The organism is Christensenella tenuis (assembly GCF_014287795.1).
Lineage (GTDB): Bacteria > Bacillota > Clostridia > Christensenellales > Christensenellaceae > Christensenella > Christensenella tenuis.
Genome location: NZ_JACOON010000005.1, coordinates 14,657 through 34,947 on the forward strand (window position 1 = coordinate 14,657; position 20,291 = coordinate 34,947).

29 protein-coding genes are annotated in these 20,291 nt (G+C 50.9%); all 29 read left to right on the forward strand.

Features of this window, described 5'->3' with window-relative positions:
- Nucleotides 1-5 precede the first annotated feature (5 nt).
- The 29 genes from rplR to lepB all read left to right on the forward strand — a co-directional run bounded on the left by rplR (nucleotide 6) and on the right by lepB (nucleotide 20,239).
- Nucleotides 6-374 (forward strand): 50S ribosomal protein L18, encoded by a 369-nt coding sequence (gene rplR / locus H8S18_RS09605; RefSeq protein WP_186858098.1) that lies wholly within the window; start codon nucleotides 6-8, stop codon nucleotides 372-374.
- 18 nt (nucleotides 375-392) lie between these two features.
- A complete protein-coding gene (rpsE, locus tag H8S18_RS09610) occupies nucleotides 393-899 on the forward strand; it encodes a 30S ribosomal protein S5 (protein ID WP_186858099.1) in 507 nt (168 codons plus the stop codon).
- A gap of 17 nt (nucleotides 900-916) precedes the next feature.
- On the forward strand, nucleotides 917-1,096 hold the full coding sequence (gene rpmD / locus H8S18_RS09615; RefSeq protein WP_066686436.1) for a 50S ribosomal protein L30: 180 nt from the start codon (nucleotides 917-919) through the stop codon (nucleotides 1,094-1,096).
- Nucleotides 1,097-1,111: 15 nt separating this feature from the next.
- Nucleotides 1,112-1,552, forward strand: coding sequence for a 50S ribosomal protein L15 (rplO, locus tag H8S18_RS09620; protein WP_186858100.1), 441 nt, complete (start codon nucleotides 1,112-1,114; stop codon nucleotides 1,550-1,552).
- Nucleotides 1,552-2,814, forward strand: coding sequence for a preprotein translocase subunit SecY (gene secY, locus H8S18_RS09625; RefSeq protein ID WP_186858101.1), 1,263 nt, complete (start codon nucleotides 1,552-1,554; stop codon nucleotides 2,812-2,814). The genes rplO and secY overlap by 1 nt, the downstream gene beginning before the upstream one ends.
- An 88-nt stretch (nucleotides 2,815-2,902) precedes the next feature.
- The gene (locus tag H8S18_RS09630) at nucleotides 2,903-3,526 is read left to right on the forward strand and encodes an adenylate kinase (protein WP_186858102.1); all 624 of its coding nucleotides are present in this window, start codon (nucleotides 2,903-2,905) and stop codon (nucleotides 3,524-3,526) included.
- Nucleotides 3,523-4,272: a type I methionyl aminopeptidase gene (map, locus tag H8S18_RS09635; protein ID WP_186858103.1), complete on the forward strand. Its 750-nt coding sequence runs from the start codon at nucleotides 3,523-3,525 to the stop codon at nucleotides 4,270-4,272. The genes H8S18_RS09630 and map overlap by 4 nt, the downstream gene beginning before the upstream one ends.
- A 28-nt stretch (nucleotides 4,273-4,300) precedes the next feature.
- Nucleotides 4,301-4,585 (forward strand): KOW domain-containing RNA-binding protein, encoded by a 285-nt coding sequence (locus tag H8S18_RS09640; protein WP_186858104.1) that lies wholly within the window; start codon nucleotides 4,301-4,303, stop codon nucleotides 4,583-4,585.
- Nucleotides 4,586-4,587: 2 nt separating this feature from the next.
- Nucleotides 4,588-4,809 (forward strand): translation initiation factor IF-1, encoded by a 222-nt coding sequence (infA, locus tag H8S18_RS09645; RefSeq protein ID WP_046444729.1) that lies wholly within the window; start codon nucleotides 4,588-4,590, stop codon nucleotides 4,807-4,809.
- A gap of 43 nt (nucleotides 4,810-4,852) precedes the next feature.
- Nucleotides 4,853-4,966: a 50S ribosomal protein L36 gene (gene rpmJ, locus H8S18_RS09650; RefSeq protein WP_046444730.1), complete on the forward strand. Its 114-nt coding sequence runs from the start codon at nucleotides 4,853-4,855 to the stop codon at nucleotides 4,964-4,966.
- A gap of 180 nt (nucleotides 4,967-5,146) precedes the next feature.
- The gene (gene rpsM / locus H8S18_RS09655) at nucleotides 5,147-5,515 is read left to right on the forward strand and encodes a 30S ribosomal protein S13 (protein WP_066522685.1); all 369 of its coding nucleotides are present in this window, start codon (nucleotides 5,147-5,149) and stop codon (nucleotides 5,513-5,515) included.
- Between the two features lie 13 nt (nucleotides 5,516-5,528).
- Nucleotides 5,529-5,924: a 30S ribosomal protein S11 gene (rpsK, locus tag H8S18_RS09660; protein WP_066522684.1), complete on the forward strand. Its 396-nt coding sequence runs from the start codon at nucleotides 5,529-5,531 to the stop codon at nucleotides 5,922-5,924.
- A gap of 15 nt (nucleotides 5,925-5,939) precedes the next feature.
- Nucleotides 5,940-6,566: a 30S ribosomal protein S4 gene (gene rpsD / locus H8S18_RS09665; protein ID WP_186858105.1), complete on the forward strand. Its 627-nt coding sequence runs from the start codon at nucleotides 5,940-5,942 to the stop codon at nucleotides 6,564-6,566.
- A 68-nt stretch (nucleotides 6,567-6,634) separates the two neighbouring features.
- Nucleotides 6,635-7,579, forward strand: a complete 945-nt coding sequence (locus H8S18_RS09670) for a DNA-directed RNA polymerase subunit alpha (protein WP_186858106.1) — start codon at nucleotides 6,635-6,637, stop codon at nucleotides 7,577-7,579.
- A gap of 33 nt (nucleotides 7,580-7,612) precedes the next feature.
- Nucleotides 7,613-8,101: a 50S ribosomal protein L17 gene (gene rplQ / locus H8S18_RS09675; protein WP_186858107.1), complete on the forward strand. Its 489-nt coding sequence runs from the start codon at nucleotides 7,613-7,615 to the stop codon at nucleotides 8,099-8,101.
- A 304-nt stretch (nucleotides 8,102-8,405) separates the two neighbouring features.
- Nucleotides 8,406-9,251, forward strand: a complete 846-nt coding sequence (locus tag H8S18_RS09680; RefSeq protein WP_407926966.1) for an energy-coupling factor transporter ATPase — start codon at nucleotides 8,406-8,408, stop codon at nucleotides 9,249-9,251.
- Entirely contained in the window at nucleotides 9,236-10,093 is an 858-nt protein-coding gene (locus H8S18_RS09685; RefSeq protein WP_186858109.1) for an energy-coupling factor transporter ATPase, read from the forward strand. Before H8S18_RS09680 ends, H8S18_RS09685 begins: the two co-directional genes overlap by 16 nt.
- Complete coding sequence (locus tag H8S18_RS09690; protein WP_186858110.1) at nucleotides 10,087-10,881, forward strand: energy-coupling factor transporter transmembrane component T family protein; 795 nt, start codon at nucleotides 10,087-10,089, stop codon at nucleotides 10,879-10,881. The genes H8S18_RS09685 and H8S18_RS09690 overlap by 7 nt, the downstream gene beginning before the upstream one ends.
- Nucleotides 10,882-10,894: 13 nt before the next feature.
- Entirely contained in the window at nucleotides 10,895-11,653 is a 759-nt protein-coding gene (gene truA / locus H8S18_RS09695; protein ID WP_186858111.1) for a tRNA pseudouridine(38-40) synthase TruA, read from the forward strand.
- Between the two features lie 91 nt (nucleotides 11,654-11,744).
- Entirely contained in the window at nucleotides 11,745-12,230 is a 486-nt protein-coding gene (locus tag H8S18_RS09700) for a GNAT family N-acetyltransferase (protein WP_186858112.1), read from the forward strand.
- Nucleotides 12,231-12,642: 412 nt separating this feature from the next.
- Nucleotides 12,643-12,936 (forward strand): DUF2089 family protein, encoded by a 294-nt coding sequence (locus H8S18_RS09705; protein WP_186858113.1) that lies wholly within the window; start codon nucleotides 12,643-12,645, stop codon nucleotides 12,934-12,936.
- 6 nt (nucleotides 12,937-12,942) lie between these two features.
- Entirely contained in the window at nucleotides 12,943-13,200 is a 258-nt protein-coding gene (locus H8S18_RS09710; protein WP_186858114.1) for a hypothetical protein, read from the forward strand.
- A gap of 203 nt (nucleotides 13,201-13,403) precedes the next feature.
- Entirely contained in the window at nucleotides 13,404-13,832 is a 429-nt protein-coding gene (rplM, locus tag H8S18_RS09715; RefSeq protein WP_186858115.1) for a 50S ribosomal protein L13, read from the forward strand.
- 18 nt (nucleotides 13,833-13,850) lie between these two features.
- Nucleotides 13,851-14,246, forward strand: a complete 396-nt coding sequence (rpsI, locus tag H8S18_RS09720) for a 30S ribosomal protein S9 (RefSeq protein WP_186858116.1) — start codon at nucleotides 13,851-13,853, stop codon at nucleotides 14,244-14,246.
- Between the two features lie 246 nt (nucleotides 14,247-14,492).
- Entirely contained in the window at nucleotides 14,493-15,068 is a 576-nt protein-coding gene (locus H8S18_RS09725) for a YcxB family protein (protein WP_186858117.1), read from the forward strand.
- Nucleotides 15,069-15,136: 68 nt separating this feature from the next.
- Nucleotides 15,137-16,075: a thioredoxin-disulfide reductase gene (gene trxB, locus H8S18_RS09730; protein ID WP_186858118.1), complete on the forward strand. Its 939-nt coding sequence runs from the start codon at nucleotides 15,137-15,139 to the stop codon at nucleotides 16,073-16,075.
- Between the two features lie 30 nt (nucleotides 16,076-16,105).
- Nucleotides 16,106-17,452, forward strand: coding sequence for a phosphoglucosamine mutase (gene glmM / locus H8S18_RS09735; protein WP_186858119.1), 1,347 nt, complete (start codon nucleotides 16,106-16,108; stop codon nucleotides 17,450-17,452).
- A gap of 268 nt (nucleotides 17,453-17,720) precedes the next feature.
- Nucleotides 17,721-19,547 carry a glutamine--fructose-6-phosphate transaminase (isomerizing) gene (gene glmS / locus H8S18_RS09740; RefSeq protein ID WP_186858120.1) on the forward strand — a complete coding sequence of 609 codons (1,827 nt, stop codon included), beginning with the start codon at nucleotides 17,721-17,723 and terminating at the stop codon, nucleotides 19,545-19,547.
- Between the two features lie 137 nt (nucleotides 19,548-19,684).
- Nucleotides 19,685-20,239, forward strand: coding sequence for a signal peptidase I (lepB, locus tag H8S18_RS09745; protein WP_186858121.1), 555 nt, complete (start codon nucleotides 19,685-19,687; stop codon nucleotides 20,237-20,239).
- Nucleotides 20,240-20,291 lie beyond the last annotated feature (52 nt).

Consider the following 20,291-nt stretch of genomic DNA (forward strand, 5'->3'; position numbering starts at 1 on the left):
GGATTATGATTAACAGAAAAGACAGAAATGAAATCAGAAAAAAGCGTCATCAGAGAATCCGCAATAAGATTTCCGGTACGGCGAGCCGTCCGCGGATGAATGTTTACCGGAGTTTAAGCAACATTTATGTTCAGTTTATTGATGACGTTGCGGGAAACACGCTTTGCTCCGCTTCCTCCATGGACGCCGAGATCAAAGCCAAGTGCCAGGAGGCAACAAAAACCGAAGCCGCGAAGATGGTGGGCGAGCTGGCTGCACAGCGTGCAGCAAAGGCTGGCATCAGTGAAGCCGTCTTTGACCGCGGGGGTTATCTTTATACGGGCAGAGTAGCACAGGTTGCGGAAGGCGCCAGAGCTGCCGGCCTCAAGCTTTGATAAGGAGGTACGGAAACATTGCAGAGAGATAGAGCAAATGATGCAGGCGGAGTCGAATACAAAGAAAAGCTGGTTTCGATCAACCGTGTTGCGAAAACCGTAAAGGGCGGCCGTAATATGCGTTTCTCGGCGCTGGTGGTAGTTGGAGACGAAAATGGCCACGTAGGCGTTGGCATGGGGAAAGCCGCTGAAATTCCGGAAGCGATCCGCAAGGCTGTTCAGGCTGCGAAGCATGACATCGTTACGGTAGCGCTGAAAGGGACGTCCATTCCGCACGAGGTCATCGGCAAATTCGGGCGCGGCAGGGTGTTGCTGCTTCCCGCTTCCGAAGGTACCGGCGTAATCGCGGGCGGCCCGGCGCGTGCGGTTCTGGAACTGGCAGGCATCAAAGATATCAGAACAAAATCGCAGGGTTCAAATAACCCGATCAACTGCGTGAAGGCTACGCTCGAAGGCCTCCGCGAGCTGCGGAGCGCCGAGCAGGTGGCACGCCTGCGCGGAATCAGCGTAGATCAATTACAGTAAAGGGGAGGCCAAGGCTTATGAAACTGAATATTAAACTTGTCAAAAGCCCCATTGGTTACGCGCAGGATCAGAAAGACACCGTAAAGGCGCTCGGACTGCGTAAGATCGGCCAAGTGGTACAGCGGCCGGACAATCCGCCGATTCGCGGGATGGTTTTCAAGGTAAAACATCTGGTGTCGGTTGAAGAGACGAAATAACGAAGGAGAGAGCTTATGAAACTTCATGAACTTGGTCCTGCGGAGGGCGCCAGAAAGTCCTCGAAACGCGTGGGCAGAGGATGTGGCTCCGGTGTAGGCAAAACTTCAGCAAGAGGCCAGAAAGGCCAGAAATCCCGTAGCGGCGGCGGTGTCCGTCCCGGGTTTGAAGGTGGCCAGATGCCGCTTGCAAGGCGTTTGCCGAAGAGGGGTTTCACCAATATATTTGCGAAGGAATATGCAACGATTAACGTTTCTGACCTCGAGAAACTCGAGGACGGCGCAAGCGTAGACGTTCAGACGCTGATTGACGCCGGTATGATCAAAAAGGCATATGACGGCCTGAAGATTCTCGGGAACGGAGAACTGAAGAAAAAAGTTACTGTAAAAGCTGCGAAGTTTACAAAAACGGCTGAGCAGAAGATTACAGCCGCTGGCGGCAGCATTGAGGTGGTATAATGTTTAAAACCATTGCGAACGCATGGAAAATGCCGGACATCAGGAAAAAAATCCTGTTTACGCTGCTGATGCTTCTCGTATACCGTATCGGTGCGTATATCCCGGTTCCAGGCGTGAATGTAGAGTTCATTGCAAATCAGGTTGCAGACTATGATGTGCTTGGCTTTCTGAATCTGTTTTCGGGCGGTGCGCTCGGCAATATGACGATTTTTGCGCTTGGTATCGTTCCGTATATCAATGCATCCATCATCATGAACCTTTTGACCGTGGCGATCCCGAAATTGGAACGCATGGCGAAGGAAGGCGATGATGGAAGAAAGAAGATCGCTTCCATCACAAGATACCTCGGCGTTATCCTTGGCCTTGTACAGGCGATCGGCATCTTGCTTGGATTTGGTTCGCAGGCGGTACAGAATCCGGATAATCCGTTTGACTATATCACAATCATCATATGCCTCACCGCGGGTACGGCGCTCATCATGTGGATTGGCGAACGTATTACAGAGAAGGGAATTGGCAACGGGATCTCCCTGCTGATCTTCATTTCCATCATTTCGCGCGTACCGGCGATGATCCAGGACATTATCACCAAGGTAGAACTGGGTACGATTAGCTTTTGGTCTGTCCTGATTGTGATTGCCCTTGCGTTTATCATCATTCTCGGTATCACGTTTGTCGATCTTGGCGAACGCAGGATTCCGGTACAGTATGCAAAACGTGTCGTGGGACGGAAAATGTATGGCGGACAGTCCACACATATTCCGATGAAAGTCAACCAGAGCGGCGTTATGCCCCTGATTTTCGCGGTAACGATCCTTATGCTTCCGGGCATGATCGGCCAGTTTTGGCCGGAAAGCGGATTTTACCAGTGGTACCTGCAATATGCCGGGCCGGACACATGGATTTATGCCGTTGTGTACGCGCTGTTGATTCTGTTCTTCTCTTACTTCTATTCGCAGATTGCTTTCAATCCGGTGGATGTATCGAAGAACCTGCAGCAAAACGGCGGGTTTATCCCGGGCATTCGTCCCGGCAAACCAACCTCTGATTATCTGGCCAAAATTTTGTCGCGGATTACGCTTTTCGGAGCGCTCTTCCTTGCGGTCGTGGCGGCGGTGCCGACACTTGTTACCGGCCTTACAGGGGTCGCAAGCGTATTCGGCGCAACGAGCCTGCTGATTATGGTCAATGTGGCGCTCGAAACCACAAAGCAGCTTGAGTCACAGATGATGATGAGGCATTACAAAGGATTCCTCAATTAAGATGAGTGGGCGCGCACAGTGCCGTCTTTGGCCGGCACTGTGTACGCTTGGATAGAAACGCTCCTGAAAGAGCAGAGAGGGAATTACCATGAATGTAATTTTCTTAGGCCCTCCCGGATCGGGCAAAGGCACGATGGCGGTAAGGGTAGGCAAAGAAATGAATCTGGCGCATATTTCCACGGGCGATATGCTGCGGGCTGAAATGAAGGCGGGCAGCGAGCTTGGAAAGCTGGCCAAGTCTTACATTGATAAAGGCGCTCTCGTTCCGGATCAGGTGATCATCGACATGATGGGCGAGCGCATGAAAGCGGACGATGCAAAAGGCGGCGTACTGCTCGATGGATTCCCGCGTACGGTTGCGCAGGCAGAAGCGCTTGACGCGATTGCAACGATCGACGCGGTGGTAAACCTTGAGGTAGATGTGCAGGTGATTGTAGACCGTGTGCTCGCGCGCCGTGTATGCCCGGATTGCGGCGCGGTATACAGTACGAAAAACCATAGCGGCGAGGCATGCGACAAGTGCGGCGGCGCGTTGATTACGCGCGCAGACGACAATGAGCAGACTGTTCGCGAACGGTTTCGCGTTTACGAGGACCAGACGGCTCCGCTGATCGAGTTTTATTCCAGACGCGGGCTTGTATCCAATGTGGACGGGACAATGCCGATCGAAGAAGAAGCCGCCTACATCGTGGAAGTGCTGAAAAAGGTATGATTAATATCAAAACGCCGCACGAGATCGGGCTGATGCGCGAGTCGGGGCGGCTGCTGTACAACTGCATGCAGGAAGTTCTTACGCACGTAAAGCCGGGCGTGACAACCATGCAGCTCGACCGGATCGTCGAACAATACCTGGGAGACGCGGGGGCGACCCCTTCCTTCAAGGGATATAACGGTTTCCCGGGCAGCATTTGTACTTCAGTGAACGACGGCGTGGTACACGGAATCCCTTCCAACCGGGAAATCCTGCGGGATGGGGATATCCTGAGTATTGATATGGGCGCGATCCTCGGAGGATGGCAGTCAGATATGGCGCGTACTGTGGCCGTAGGCGATATTACCTCCACCGAACAGCTCCTGATCGACGTAACGCGAGAAAGCTTCTTCGCGGGAATGCGCGAGGCGCGTGCAGGCAACCGCCTGCGTGATATCAGCCGCGCAATCGAGGAAGTCATTCTCAGGAACGATATGGGCATTGTGCGGGAGCTCGTAGGCCACGGCATTGGCCGGGAGATGCATGAATCCCCGGAAATTCCAAACTTTTCTTTCCGCGGGCCGAATCCGCGGCTTGATGTCGGGATGGTTCTTGCGATCGAGCCGATGGTAACGCTTGGGGGAGATGCGGTGCGCTGGATGGACGACGGCTGGCTTGTAAAGACAGCAGATGGAAGTTTGGCGGCCCATTACGAAAACACCGTGGCAATCACGGAAAACGGACCGGAGATATTGACTGCTCCGTGATGAATCAACAGTAAAAGGGGAGAAGACATTGGGTAACTACCCCGTAGAAATAGGCCGGGTTGTAATCAGTAAATCCGGCAGGGACAAGGGGCGGCCGTTCCTAATCGTGGAGCTACCGGGCGAACCTTATGTGTTGATAGCAGACGGGGCGCTTCGGCGGTTGCGGAAGCCCAAAAAGAAGAAGCTGAAGCACCTGGAATTTACAGGAATTGTCCTTGAAGGGATCCAGGATAAGCTGAAACAGGGAACAAAGGTGTTCGACGCGGAGCTTCGGAGCGCGCTTAAGAACACGATGCAGGCAAAGGAGGAGTAAATTTGTCTAAGAGCGACGTAATCGAAGTGGAAGGAACCGTTACGGATACGTATCCCAACGCTTCATTTGAAGTAGAGCTTGAAAACGGACACAAAGTACTGGCACATATCTCAGGCAAGTTGCGTATGCATTATATTCGTATACTGCCCGGCGACAAGGTGACGGTAGAACTCTCACCCTACGACCTCACCAGAGGCAGGATCACGTGGCGCGGCAAAGCGTGACGTGTGTGGCGATAGATACGAATGAAAAGAGGAGGCTTTTAAGATGAAAGTAAGACCATCGGTAAAACCCATTTGCGAAAAATGCAAAATCATCAAGAGAAAAGGGAAAGTAATGGTAATCTGCCCCAATGTAAAGCATAAGCAGAAACAGGGCTAAGGAAAATAACGTTTATACGGGCGGCTGGTTTGCGCAAAAGCCGTCAGGGCGGCGCAAATATTACGTATAAGCTTTATATAACGCGGATGATATGATATAATAACTAAACTGTCATCCTTTTTGGAAACAAAGATATCGGCGGCGACCCCGCTTAAAATTCACGGAGGTGGAAAGAGAAGTATGGCACGTATTGCTGGCGTAGACTTGCCCAGAGACAAACGCGTTGAGATCGGGCTTACATACATTTATGGTATTGGCCTCAAGACGTCTCAGCAGATTTTGTCTGCGACAAATGTGAACCCTGATATTAGAGTGAAGGATCTCGACGAGAACGACCTTTCCAAAATCAGGGACTATATCGACAAAAATCTTCAGGTGGAAGGTGACAAAAGAAGGGAAGTATCCCTCAACATCAAACGCCTGATGGAAATCGGTTGCTATCGCGGCATCCGTCATAGAAAAGGTCTGCCTGTCCGCGGGCAGAGCACAAAGCAGAATGCACGCACGCGTAAAGGCCCGAAGCGGACAGTTGCGGGTAAAAAGAAATAAGGAGGAATAGATAATGGCTGCACCTAAGAAAAAAGTGTCCAGAAGACGCAGAGAAAAGAAGAACATTGAAAAAGGCCAGGCGCATATTCGTTCTTCCTTTAATAATACGATTGTAACAATGACCGATATGCAGGGAAATGCCCTTTCACAGTCGAGTTCCGGAGCCATGGGCTTCCGCGGCTCACGGAAGAGCACACCCTTCGCTGCGCAGGTTGCTTCTGAAACGGCTGCAAGAGCGGCAATGGAACACGGCCTCAAGTTCGTGGAAGTGTTCGTAAAGGGACCGGGCTCCGGCAGGGAGGCCGCGATCCGCGCATTGCAGACGGCTGGTCTTGAAGTAACGCTCATCAAGGATGTGACGCCGATTCCGCATAACGGATGCCGTCCGCCGAAACGCAGAAGGGTATAAGGAGGTACGTAAATTATGGCAAGATATACAGGACCGGTTTGCCGCTTGTGCCGCCGGGAAGGCGCAAAGCTCTTTTTGAAGGGTGACCGCTGCTATTCTCAGAAATGCGCTTTCACGCTGCGCCCGAATGCTCCCGGACAGCACGGAGCCGGCCGCCGCGGAAAGATGTCCGAATATGGAACGCAGCTTCGTGAAAAACAGAAGGTAAAACGCGCATATGGCATTCTGGAAAGCCAGTTTAGAAAATATTTTGATATTGCAGCAAAAATGAAGGGTAAAGCGGGCGAAAACCTGCTCCAGCTCTTGGAGCGGCGTCTTGATAATGTGTGCTTCCGCCTTGGTATCGGCGACAGCCGTGCGCAGGCGCGCCAGCTCGTGATGCATGGTCACGTCTTGGTCAACGGCCACAAGGTAGACATTCCTTCCTATCTGGTGGATGCGGGCGACGTTATCACAATAGCGCAGCGTTCCGCTTCGCAGGAATACTTCAAAACGCTGAAAGAAGAAGGTGGAAAAGGCGTTCCGAAATGGCTGGAATTCGACGTTGCCGAGCTTACGGGCAAGGTTGCCGCACTTCCGGAGAGGGACGATATCGACCTCACGATCGAGGAGCACCTCATCGTCGAGTTGTATTCCAAATAATGGGAACTCCTTCAGTTGCGTGCGTGCGTTATGCGTGCGCGTAAACATTACCATAAGGGAGGTTAAATATGCTTGAAATCGAAAGACCGAATATAGAATGTGTCAGCATGAGTGAAGACAAAAAGTATGCCAAGTTTGTCATGGAACCTTTGGAACGTGGCTTTGGCACGACGCTTGGGAATTCACTTCGGCGGATACTGATGTCTTCCCTGCCCGGCGTGGCAGTAACAAGCGTAAAGATAGACGGCGTTTTGCACGAGTTTTCGACCATCGAGGGCGTTCACGAAGACGTGACCAATATCGTGCTGAATTTGAAGGGACTGTGCGCAAAAATGCACACAGACGAGCCCAAAAAGCTGATCGTCAACGCGAAAGGCCCTAAGGATGTAACGGCGGCAGACATCGAGACGGATTCGGAAGTCGAGATTGTCAATCCTGACCTGCACATCGCAACGCTCGATAAGACAGCCAATCTCTACATGGAGATCGTGCTTGAAAAAGGCAGAGGGTATGTGCTCGCGGATAAAAACAAGGATCCGAATATGCCGATTGGCGTAATCCCGATGGATTCCCTGTTTACGCCGGTAACAAAAGTCAATTTCGCGGTGGAAAACACGCGTGTCGGCCAGATTACGGACTTTGACAAGCTGACGCTTGAAGTATGGACGAACGGCAGCGTAAACGCCGACGAGGCGACGTCGCTTGCCGCAAAGATCATGAGCGAGTATCTTGCGCAGTTCATCAACCTGACGGACCACGTAAGCGATGTTGAAATCATGGTCGAAAAAGAAGAAGATAAAAAAGAGAAAATACTGGAAATCACGATCGAGGAACTGGATCTCTCGGTGCGCTCGTACAACTGCCTGAAACGCGCGGGGATCAATACGGTAGAAGAACTCATCATGCGCGACGAAGAAGAAATGATGAAGGTGCGCAATTTGGGTAAAAAGTCACTCGAAGAAGTGCAGCAAAAACTGGAAGCGCTGGGGCTTTCGCTGCGCAAGGACGACTGATTGCAGTAACGAAAAGTACGAAGGAGAAACGCTATGAGAAAATTAGGCAGGCCTTCCGACCAGAGAAAAGCGATGCTTCGCGGGCTTGTGACGTCGCTGATCTGGAACGGCAAAATAGAAACGACAATGATGCGTGCGAAAGAAACGCAGAGGATTGCGGAAAAGCTGATCACTAAGGCGATCCGCCAGTATGACAACACGGTTGAAGTCGAAAAAACAATCGACGGCACGAAAACCAAGGTAACAAACGATTCGCCCGCAAAGCTGGCCGCGCGCCGCATGATCATTTCCTATTTGTATAACGTTCCGGAAGCAAAGCTGGAAAAGGAAAGCAAATACGATTACAGAAAGCGCACGGGGGATGTCAACATGCCCGTTGTGGAAAAATTGTTCCGTGAAATCGCGCCGAAGTATGCACAGCGCGCGAAAGACAAAGGACAGGGCGGCGGATATTCCCGCATCATAAAGAAGGGGCCGAGGCGCGGTGACGCGGCCGAGGTCGTGATCCTTGAGCTGGTATAAAAACGCCGGGGGAACATTATATTGAAATTGGGGAGGAAACTTAATAGCATATTAAGTTTCCTTCTTTCGCTCATTAGGAAAGATGCTGCAAAGCGCAGCTTTTGAGCGGCGTCTTTGCCTATGGATAAGAAGGGAACGGGAAATGATTGCACGCCCTGTCTTGTAGGCAACCTGCTTTTTCATACGGAAGAAGAGCGAAAAAACGATTGCATGCGCCGCCGGGATGCTTTTTGAACATGCGGGGCCAATTTGCGGAAAACCGTTTCCGGCAGGGGGCATAAAGGCGGGAAGCCGCGGGAATGTAATAATGGATAAAGTGATTGACGCACAAAATATAAAATACGCATATCCGACCATCGAGGGAACGGAGCCCAAGCTCGCGCTCAGGGGCGTTACCCTCACAGTGGAGCAGGGGCAGTTCATAGCTGTGCTGGGGCATAACGGAAGCGGGAAATCTACGTTTGCAAAACATATCAATGTGCTTTTGCGTGCGCAGGAGGGAACGCTTACGGTGGTGGGGCTAGATACGGCAGACGAAACAAACGTATGGGACATCCGCAGCCATGCAGGCATGGTATTCCAAAACCCGGATAACCAGCTCGTTTCTACGGTGGTGGAGGAAGACGTGGCATTCGGTCCGGAAAACCTCGGTGTGCCGCAGGAACAGTTGCGGGACCGCGTTACGGAAGCGCTTCGGGCCGTTGGCATGGAAGGATTTGAAAAACGCGCGCCGCATATGCTCTCCGGCGGACAGAAGCAGCGTATCGCTATTGCGGGCGTGCTTGCTATGCATCCGGATATCATCGTATTTGATGAGCCGACGGCCATGCTCGATCCGCAGGGCCGCGCGGAGGTCATGGATACAATCCGCTACCTGAATAAAGAAGAAGGAAAGACGATTGTGCTCATTACGCACTATATGGAGGAAGCCTCGGAGGCGGACCGCGTATTTATCATGACGGACGGCGTGGTGACGGACGAGGGAACGCCGCGCGAAGTGTTTTCCCACAAAGAAAAACTGGAACAGGCGGGGCTGCTGCCGCCGCTTGCGACACAGGTTTACTATGATCTCAAAGAAAAAGGGCTGGAACTCGGTTTATGCCCTGTCACCCTTAAGGAACTGGTGGATGAATTATGCCGCTTAGCGTAAACAGCTTGAACTATTTTTACATGACGGGAACGCCCTTTGAGGTACAAGCCTTAAAAGACGTTAGCCTGACCATTACAGACGGAGAATTTGTAGGCATCATCGGCCATACGGGCTGCGGAAAGTCCACGCTCATTCAACTGATGGCAGGTCTTTTGAAGCCTGCTTCGGGTACGGTGGAGGTGGAGGGAGAGGATATCAACGCCTCCGGTTACGACCGTAAGCGGCTGCGCCGTACGGTAGGCGTGGTGTTCCAATACCCCGAATACCAGTTGTTTGAAGAAACCGTAGGCAAGGATGTGGCCTTTGGGCCTTTGAAAGCGGGCATGACGGAGGCTGAGGCGGAAAAAAACGTGGATACCGCACTTGAACTCGTGGGTTTTGAACCGGCAAAGATTAAGTCCCTTTCGCCGTTCGACCTGTCCGGCGGGCAAAAACGCAAGGTGGCGATCGCGGGTGTGCTTGCCATGGATCCGCAGATACTGATCCTTGACGAACCGATTGCGGGGCTTGACCCGCTCGGACGCGAACAATTTATGCAGCTCGTCAGGAAGCTCAACGATTGCGGGGTCACGATCATTATGATCTCACATAATATGGACGGTCTTGCGGATTATGCTTCCCGGATTATTGCCATGGATCATGGCGAAATTTATGCGGACGGTACGCCAAAAGAAGTGTTTGCAGACCTTGGAAGGCTCAAAAAAGTGGGCCTCGGGGCAAGCGAGTCACGCGAAGCGGCGGCTATGTTGAAAAACTGCGGCTGGAATCTTCCAGACGATATCATCAAAAAGGATGAGCTCGTTGCAGCAATCTTAAAGCATAAAGAGGATGGCAAATGCTGAAAAATATCACATTGGGCCAGTACTTTCCGGGCGATACGGTCGTCCACAGACTGGACCCACGCATCAAAATACTGGTGGCGCTCCTTTTTTTGGTCGCCGTATTCGTGGTTCGCACGATGTGGGGCTTTCTTGCGCTCGCCTTGTTGTTTACCCTGATTATCGCGCTTGCGAAAATCGGGCCGGTTACAATCCTGAGGAGTATCCGGCCGCTGCTTTTTATCATTATATTTACCTTTGTACTGAATATTTTATTTTACAGCGGACAGACTATTTATTGGCAATGGGGATTTCTTACCATTTCTAAAGAAGGGATTGAAAAAGCGGTGTTCATTGCGATCAGGCTTGTACTGCTGATCGTGGCGACCAGCCTGCTGACCCTTACCACATCCCCCATGCAATTAACAGATGGCATGGAGAGCCTCCTTTCGCCATTGAAAAAAATCAAATTTCCCGTACACGAGATGGCGATGATGATGAGCATTGCCATGCGCTTTATTCCCACACTGGTAGAGGAGACAGACCGCATCATGAAGGCGCAGACCGCGCGCGGTGCGGAATTTGACAGCGGAAATCTGCTCAAAAAGGCGAAGAACATGATTCCCCTCCTCGTGCCGCTTTTCGTAGGTGCGTTCAAACGCGCGGACGAGCTTGCGCTCGCGATGGAAAGCCGCTGTTACCACGGCGACGAGGGAAGGACACGTATGAAGGTGCTGCACCTCAAACGGATGGACGTCTGGGCCCTGATCCTTATGCTTGCGGTGAGCATTCTGTTTATGGTGTTCCTGTAGTGGGAGGTAAATTATGAGCAGGATTGCGCTCATCATTGAATACGACGGCACAAATTATTGCGGCTGGCAGATCCAGAAGAACGGCGTCAGCGTCCAGCAGCGGCTGGAGGAAGCGCTCGAAAAGGCGCTTGGCATGAAAACGGCGGTCGTGGGTGCGGGGCGCACGGATGCACGTGTCCATGCCCTTGGGCAGGTGGCGCATTTCGACGCGGATACCGATATTCCGGCCGATAAGTTTTTTTATGTGCTGAACACGCTGCTGCCCGACGATATCCGCATCAAAAAGTCCTTCACAGCGCCGGAGGGCTTTCACGCGCGTTTTTCGGCGAAGGGCAAGCACTACCGCTATGTGATACGGAATGCGCGGGAAAAAGGCGCGGTAGACCGGCTGTATACCATGTTTGTGCCCGTGCCGCTCGATGTGGAAAGGATGCGGCAGGCGGCGAAGCAGGTTGAAGGAGAACATGATTTCGCGGCGTTTTGCGCGGCAGGCTCGGACCTTAAGGGGACGACGGTGCGTACGGTTTATTCCGTGGATGTCACAAAAGACGGCGATTACATTATGATCGACGTAAAAGGCAGTGGTTTTTTGTATAACATGGTACGCATTATTGCGGGCACGCTCATCTCGGTGGGAAAAGAAAAGCTTTCTCCACAGGACGTGAGGAATGCCATTGAAGCGAAAGACCGCACGCTTGCCGGGGCGACCGCGCAGGCACAAGGGTTGTTTCTTATGGAAGTATATTATGAATTTTTTCACAATTCGTATTGAAAGTTAACGCCGGAGTATTGTATGATGGTAACAGTGCGGTAATAACGGGGAAATCCCGTGTTAATAATTTGAAGTAATGAGGTAAAATTTTATGGGTGTCACAATCAGGAAGTACGCCGAACAGGACATTCCGGCCATGATGGATATTTGGAATGCGGTTGTTGAGGAAGGAGAGGCGTTTCCACAGGCGGACATGCTCAGTGAATCGGGTGCAAAAGCATTTTTCGGTTCCCAGTCTTACTGTGGTGTAGCGGAAGACGGGGGAAAGCTCGTAGGCCTCTATATTTTGCATCCAAATAACGTTGGGCGTTGCGCGCATATTGCCAACGCTTCCTTTGCGGTCAGTTCGGATTGCAGGGGCAAGGGAATCGGCGAACAACTGGTGCGCGACTGCATGGCGCAGGCGCGGGAGCTTGGATTCCGTATCCTCCAATTCAATGCCGTTGTGGAAGACAACATTGGCGCGATTCATTTGTATGAAAAGATTGGTTTCCGGCAAATCGGACGTGTGTGCGAAGGATTCCAGGCCAAAAACGGCGAATATAAAGATATTCTGCTGTATTACAGTGAACTGTAAGCTTGTAAGCTGAAATTTCAGAACCGGTTCGGCTCGCTGCCTCGATGGCGGCGGGCTTTTTTATATAACATTAGTGTGAAAAAGTTCCCGGCTGTGCAGGGGGGAGCATCTCTTCTTTTGCTACAACCCCCTTGACATTAACGCCGGTAGTTGATTCTGATTAACGCGAAAGATGAAAAGGGCAAGATTTTCGTTTCGACGGCGGCAGTGCAGGGCCGCAAAAGAAGTGCCCTTTTCAATGCGCCGTCAGGCACGGCCAGCATCAGCCCTTAATAGTGCCGGTGCAAACAAGCTGCTAGCCAAACTGGCAGTCTTGCTACGAGGGCGGCATCAATAATAAAAAAGATAAAATGAAACATTGACTTTAATAATATTAAATGATATATTTAATATTATTAAAGGAGAGGTCGGAATGGCAGTTGAAATAATCCCGGAATGGATGGCGGCACTTGAAGATGAAGATATATCCTTCATCAAAAATTTTGTGCTCGCATCCGGATCCCTCAAAGAGATGGCAAAACACTACGGCGTCACCTACCCCACAGTGCGCCTGCGGCTCGACAAGCTGATCCAGAAAATCACTATCAGCGACAATTATGCCGAAGAGCCGTATGTAGCGCTCATTAAGCGCATGGCGGTAAACGACAAGCTGGATTTCGATACGGCAAAACTTCTGATCTCAGAATATAAAAAGCAAAAGGGGTGAAACCAAATGGTAATGGCAGGTTCGATCATACTTCTTCTGGCGCTTGTTGTGGCGGTCATTGCCGTCATGTGCGTCGCAGAGGGCTTTATTGTACGTAAATTTGGACTTTGGGGGCTTGTGATTCCCATTGTGTCCTGCGTTATGGCGTTTCTCAACATTGTGTTCCTCATTGGCGCGGCGATCCAATTTATTACCTTTGTCGCCATTTACCGGAAACAGAAAAAGCAGGATGAGATCGATAAGATGAACATACAAGACCTGTAAATTGGCGCAGAGGCCGCTTTTTTCATGAAAAAGCTTGACAACCGTGCGGATTTTCAGTAAACTATTTCATGCGCCTGTATGCACAATTAGCCCTGTGCACGCGCAAAAGCGGCGGCTTTCGGCACTGGGAATTGGGACCTCCCGGGAAAGGAAAACGCTGCGCCCGGAACATAAAATTGAAGATACCATGGGAGGAAAGCCTAATGAAAACATATATGGCGAAACCCGGCGAAGTAGAGCAGAAGTGGTATATTGTCGATGCTGAGGGACAGGTATTCGGCAGACTGGCAAGCAAAGTTGCCAATATCCTTCACGGAAAGAATAAGCCGGAATATACGCCGCATGTAGACACGGGAGACTATGTCATCGTAATCAATGCGGATAAACTCGTTTTTACGGGTAAAAAACTGGATCAGAAATTATATTACAGACACTCGGGATATCCGGGCGGCCTGAAGACCACGAAATACAGGGACCTGATGGAAAACAAACCGGAATTTGCCCTGTATGAAGCGGTCAGAAGAATGCTTCCTAAAAATAAGCTGGGCAGGAAGATGCTCAAAAAACTGCGCGTATACAGAGGCGCGGAGCACAACCACGCGGCCCAGAAGCCCGAAGCAATAGAGCTTTAAGAGGGAGGGAAGGTTTAAATGGCAAAGAAAGAACAGTTCCTGGGAACAGGCAGAAGAAAAAAATCCATTGCCAGGGTCCGTATCATGTCGGGCACAGGCAATATCACAGTGAACAAGAGGGATGTGGAAGAGTTTTTCGGTTATGAAACACTGAAGATGCTCGTGCGTTCTCCATTCGTCGTAACGGATACGGTAGGCAAATACGATGTATTTGTTTCCGTTAAAGGCGGCGGTTATACGGGCCAGGCAGGTGCGATCCGCCATGGCATTGCCCGTGCGCTGATCAAAGCGGAGCCGGAGCTCCGCCCCGCGTTGAAATCCGCAGGGTTCCTGACGCGCGACCCGAGGATGAAGGAAAGAAAGAAATACGGCCTCAAAGCAGCAAGAAGGGCGCCGCAGTTCTCCAAACGTTAAAAAACATATCAACAAAACCCGCAAACCCGTATGGTTGGCGGGTTTTTTGTTTTTAGAAATTGTGTTTTTGGAAGCCGGAAGACACAACCTCAAAACTGATTTTTTACAGTTGGGATTTGGAATTTCTATGCTGAAAGAATATACGATGGAAGCGGCAGGGGGACAGGGAGATTTTTCCGTGATTTGCATAGTTTTTTCCAGGAAATTGTTGTAGAATAGACAAGACGATCGGAGGCATAGGGTAAGATGGAGAAATTTAAATTTACAACCAAAACCAACTATGAGGTATTCCGGGATTACTGGATGTTTACATTATTCGAAAAGCGGGGCGCAAATGGGAGCCGGAGCGGATTCGTAAAATACATGACGGTTCTTATTGTGATCGTTGCGGCACTGGCGGTGCTTTGCGTCTGCAATGCGGCGTTGATGGGTAATGCGCTTGGCCTGATTCCGCTGATTCTGCTGATCGGAATTGGCGCGGCATTGGTTTCCGCGCTTGTTACCGCGACAAAATCGCAGCCGAAGCGGCAGTATAAACTGGTGCAGGAAGCGGTGGAAAGCCCGCAAAACTACATCTTCACAGAGGAGCGAATGGAAGTGCGTGAATATATTCCCGAAGAAGACAGGGAGTCGCTCGCCGAATTTCCATATGAAAAAATCATCAGCGGATATGAAACGCAAAAAGCGTTTTATTTGTTTATCAGCGAGACAGAGGCCTTTTTGATCCCCAAAGACCAGTTGGGAGAGATTCATCCAAAGGCACTCGAGGCATTTCTCGCTGAAAAACTGAACGGAAGGTTTTCTGTAAGCAAAAAAAGCTGAAGTTTTGTGTTTAAACGGCATCTATGGTATTATTGGTAAGGTATCATGAATAAAAAGGGGATTTTCCTATGACGTACGATGTAATTATAGCGGGTGCAGGCCCGGCGGGCCTTACGGCGGCAATTTATGCGTGCCGCGGCGGCCTCAATACACTGGTGCTGGAGCGCGCGTTTGCCGGCGGTCAAATGGCGATCAGCCATATTATTGACAATTATCCCGGTTTTGAAAACGAGGTAACCGGCGCGGCGCTTGCGCACAGCATGAAGCTGCAGGCGCAAAATTTGGGCGCGGAGATCATCACGGAAGAAATTACAAAATTCGAGCTTCAGGAGCCGGTGAAAAAGATCACGACCACAAAAAATACGTACCAGGCAAAAGCGGTTATCCTTGCGATGGGCGCTTCGCCCAGAAAGCTTGGCGTGAAAGGCGAAGACGCGCTCATCGGGGCGGGTGTTTCCTATTGTGCAACATGCGACGGAGCCTTTTTCCGGGGGCGGGATGTCGCCGTGGTCGGCGGAGGGAATACGGCGGTGGAAGATGCGCTGTACCTTGCGAAGTTTTGCAGCAAAGTTTATGTCGTCCACCGGCGGGATCAATTCCGTGCAATGAAGGGAATGGTAGATGCGGCCGCGAAACTGCCGAATATAGAATTTGTGCTCTCCCATACGCCGGAGTCGATCAACGGGGAAAACACGGTGGAAAGCCTGACGGTAAAGGATGTGAATACTGGAAAAACGAAGGACCTTGCGGTTGCCGGCATTTTTATCGCGGTAGGACAGACGCCAAAATCGGATTTGGTGAAGGACCAGGTTGAGACTGATGAAGCAGGTTTTATCAAGGCGGATGAATCCTGCAAAACAAACTTGCCGGGAGTCTCCTGCGCGGGGGATATCCGCACAAAGCGGATGCGGCAGATTGTTACGGCGGTTGCGGACGGCGCGATGGCGGCGGATAACAGCCTTGGGATAGACTGCGTCCTGCAGGCGGCAAAGGCGCAGGAGCAATAGAATTTTCAAGTAGAATCAAAGGGGTATATTATGGCACGATTATTCGGTACGGACGGGGTGCGCGGCATTGCGAACGAAAAGCTCACGTCCAAACTGGCATACGATTTGGGACGTGCAGGCGCATATTGCCTGACCAACGAATTGCACAAGGCACGGATTTTGATTGGAAAAGACACGCGGGGTTCGGGCGATATGCTCGAGTCTGCGCTTGTAGCGGGCATTTGTTCCGCGGGAGCGGAAGCGGTGGTGGCGTGCACGCTGCCAACTTCGGCAATCGCGTACCTGACCCGCCATTCGGGATATGATGCAGGCGTGGTGATCTCCGCGTCGCATAATACCGTGGAGTATAATGGGATCAAATTTTTCAATTCCAGCGGGTATAAACTTGCGGACGAGATTGAAGACCGCATCGAAAATATTATCATGAACCATTCGGAAACCGTACCGCAGCCCACAGGTAAAAATATCGGCAGACGGGTTCGCCTCAAAAAAGCCGCGCAGGATTATATGGATTTTGTGGTGGAAACGACGGATGTCCGCCTTGACGGAATGAAAGTGGTTCTCGACTGCGCCAACGGGGCGGCAAGCGAGGTTGCGCCATGGATTTTTAAGCTTCTCGGCGCTGAGGTTATTCCTTACTATAATATGCCGGACGGTACAAATATCAATGAAAATTGTGGTTCTACCCATCCGGACCAGCTGTGCCGGCTGGTATCCGAGCTTGGCGCGGATGTGGGCCTTGCCTTTGACGGCGATGCGGACCGGCTGATCGCAGTGGACGAGCATGGCGGTATTGTCGACGGGGATAAGATTATGGCGATCTGCGCAATGGATATGAAAAAGCGCGGCGTCCTTAAAAAAGATACGGTGGTTGCCACCGTTATGAGCAACATGGGGACGGAAGCCACCCTGAAAGAGAATGGAATCAATCTCCTGCGCACGGATGTGGGAGACCGTTACGTACTCGAGGAAATGCTGGCAAGCGGTTATAATTTTGGCGGCGAACAATCGGGGCACATCATTTTTCTCGATCATAATACGACGGGCGACGGTATCCTTTCCGGCGTGCAGCTGATGTCTGTGATGAAGCGGGCGGATAAACCGCTTGCGCGCCTCGCGCGCCCGGTCAGCACGTATCCGCAGGTGCTCGTGAATGCTTTGGTAAGCGATGAGAAAAAGCATGATTATGAGAAAGACAGCGAAATTCTTGCGGCCATCAAACAATTGGAACAGGATTTCCATGGCGAAGGAAGGGTGCTGATTCGCACTTCGGGTACGGAACCTCTGGTGCGCGTTATGATCGAAGGGAAAGACAAAGAAGCAATCACCAAGCAGGCTGTGGCCGTGGCAAAACTGATCGAGAAACGGCTGCGGTAAAATATGGTGTAAAAGAGCATATATGTGGCGCTCTTTTCGTACATCAAAAGGGTTGTTCGGCCTTGCCGCAGCGGTTTTACAGCGTAGGTTGGCGGACGTATATGCATAAGGTACCGTTTAAAAATTTTCTCAGGGCTTTTGGCCCCGCTTAAAGGAGCGTAAGGGACTGCGCTCCTTATTTTTATTTATTTTTGTATGGAAATAAGATATAATAAAATAGATATTGAAAGATATTGACTCCGGTCAACAGGAAATCAGGAGAGGTATTATGTGTGGAATTGTAGGATATATCGGAGATAAAAATGTCATTCCGGTTCTGATCGGCGGCTTGCAGAAGCTGGAATACCGCGGATACGACAGTGCGGGAATTGCGTATCTTGATAACGGGAAAATGACGATTTACAAAGAAAAAGGCAAGCTTGCCGAGCTTGAAAAAATGGTGGCGGACAAATGCGCGGAGCATACCATTGGCATTGGGCATACGCGCTGGGCCACGCATGGGGAACCCAACCAGCTCAATGCACATCCTCATGTAAATGCGGCGGGGGACCTTGCCATCGTGCATAACGGAATCATCGAAAACTATCTCCAGCTGCGGGAATGGCTTACAAAGAAGGGGATTTCCTTTGTTTCCGAAACGGATACGGAAATCATCGCCCATCTAATCAATTACTATTTGGTGGACGACCTCAAGGAGGCGGTGGCCCAGGCGATTTCAAAACTCAAAGGAAGTTATGCGATCGGCGTGGTCTGCGAACGTTTTCCAAATGAGATTGTCGCGGTCCGGAAAGACAGTCCGCTTGTCGTAGGGGTTGGTAAAAATGAAAATTTGATTGCGTCGGATATTCCTGCGCTGCTTGAATATACACGCAATGTGTACTTCCTGAATAATGGCGAAATTGCGGTGGTAAAGCAAGACAGCGTCTGCCTCTATGATGAGGTTCTCAATCCCACTTCACGCGAAGTCTTCACTGTGGAGTGGGATGTTTCCCAGGCGGAAAAAGCAGGCTATCCGCATTTTATGCTCAAGGAAATTGAAGAACAGCCGCGCGCGCTTGCGGAAACGCTGAATCCGCGTGTGAAAGACGGAGAGATCAATTTTGACGAAATCGGAATAGACGACGCCATGCTCGCGGGGATCAAGAAAATAACGGTCATTGCGTGCGGCACCGCATACCATGCGTCGTATGTGGGCAAGTATATTATCGAGCGTTTTGCACGTGTGCCGGTGGAAGTGGAAATCGCTTCCGAATTCCGGTATAAAAATCCCATTATCAATCAGGACAACTTTGTGATTGTGGTCAGCCAGTCGGGTGAAACGGCAGATACGATCGCTGCGCTGCGCGAAGCAAAAAGCAAGGGGGCATCCGTACTGGCAATTGCCAATGTCGTGGGCTCCACCATTGCGCGTGAAGCGGATAAAGTACTGTATACGCGCGCGGGGCTGGAAATTGCGGTTGCCTCAACCAAGGCGTATACTACGCAGCTCATGGCGCTTTATATGTTTGCGCTCAAGCTGGCGTACGCCAAGGGTGGAATTACGCAGGATGAATATCACGCATACGTCGCAGAGCTGCAAAAAGTGCCGGAGAATGCGGAAAAAGTGATCCAAAACAAAGAACTGCTGCAAAAGTTTGCTTACGAGCATTTCACGGAACACAGCGTATTTTATATTGGCAGGGGCCTCGATTATGCGATGGCGATGGAAGGATCGCTGAAACTGAAGGAAATCAGCTACATCCATTCGGAAGCGTATGCAGGCGGAGAGCTTAAGCATGGGACCATTGCGCTCGTGGAGGAAGGAACGCTGGTTGTCGCGGTGCTGACGCAGGGCGATCTCATTGAAAAAGCCTTAAGCAATGTAAAAGAGGTCACGTCGCGGGGCGCGGTTGTGATGGTGGTGACGCAGGAAAAATATAAAGATTTGGTCAAGGACGTGGCGGACAAAATCGTTACCATCCCCGACGCCATAGATTTTGAGGCGACGATTACTTCCATTATTCCAATGCAGATTTTTGCTTACTATATGTCCGTGCAAAAAGGATGCGATGTAGATAAGCCGAGGAATCTGGCGAAAAGCGTGACTGTAGAATAAACATATCAGCCTGAATTTCAAACCGCCGGGAGCGGAGGCTTCCCGGCGGTTTTTACAAATTGTTCATGCTGGAAACATGATTCTGTGGTATAATCAGGCATATGGCAAAAAACACATAAAGAAGGCAAGCAGGATATATGACGGAAACCGGGACAAGAGTGGCAAAGAAGCAGGAAGAAAAAGCCAAAAATATATGGGGCTGGGTGCTCGCAATTGGAATCGCGGTTGCCGTTGCGTTTTTGGTACGTGCGTTTTTATTTGAAATTATACTGGTGGACGGCCCCTCCATGCAGCCTACGCTGCATACGGACGAACGGCTTGCGGTGGAAAAGGTCAGCCGGTATATGGGCCTTCCGGAGCGCGGGGATATCATTATCGTACATTATTCAGACGGCACAAATAACAATTATGTAAAGCGTGTGATCGGGCTGCCCGGAGAAACGGTGGAGGTTCGTGACAGTACGGTTTACATCAACGGCGAAGCGTTGGATGAAGAATATATCAGCACACAGCCATATGCGGATATGGAACCGGTGGTCGTACCCGAAGACACTGTGTTCGTAATGGGGGATAACCGGGCCAATTCTATGGACAGCCGTATAGTAGGGCCGATCCGCCATGACCAGATTGTAGGGCATGCAATGGCCGTTATCTTTCCGTTTAATGAAATACGCAGCCTTGACGGAGCTTGAGGACGCATTTTTGCATCGGCGCAAATGCGCCATTTTTTTTCGCGGAAATATC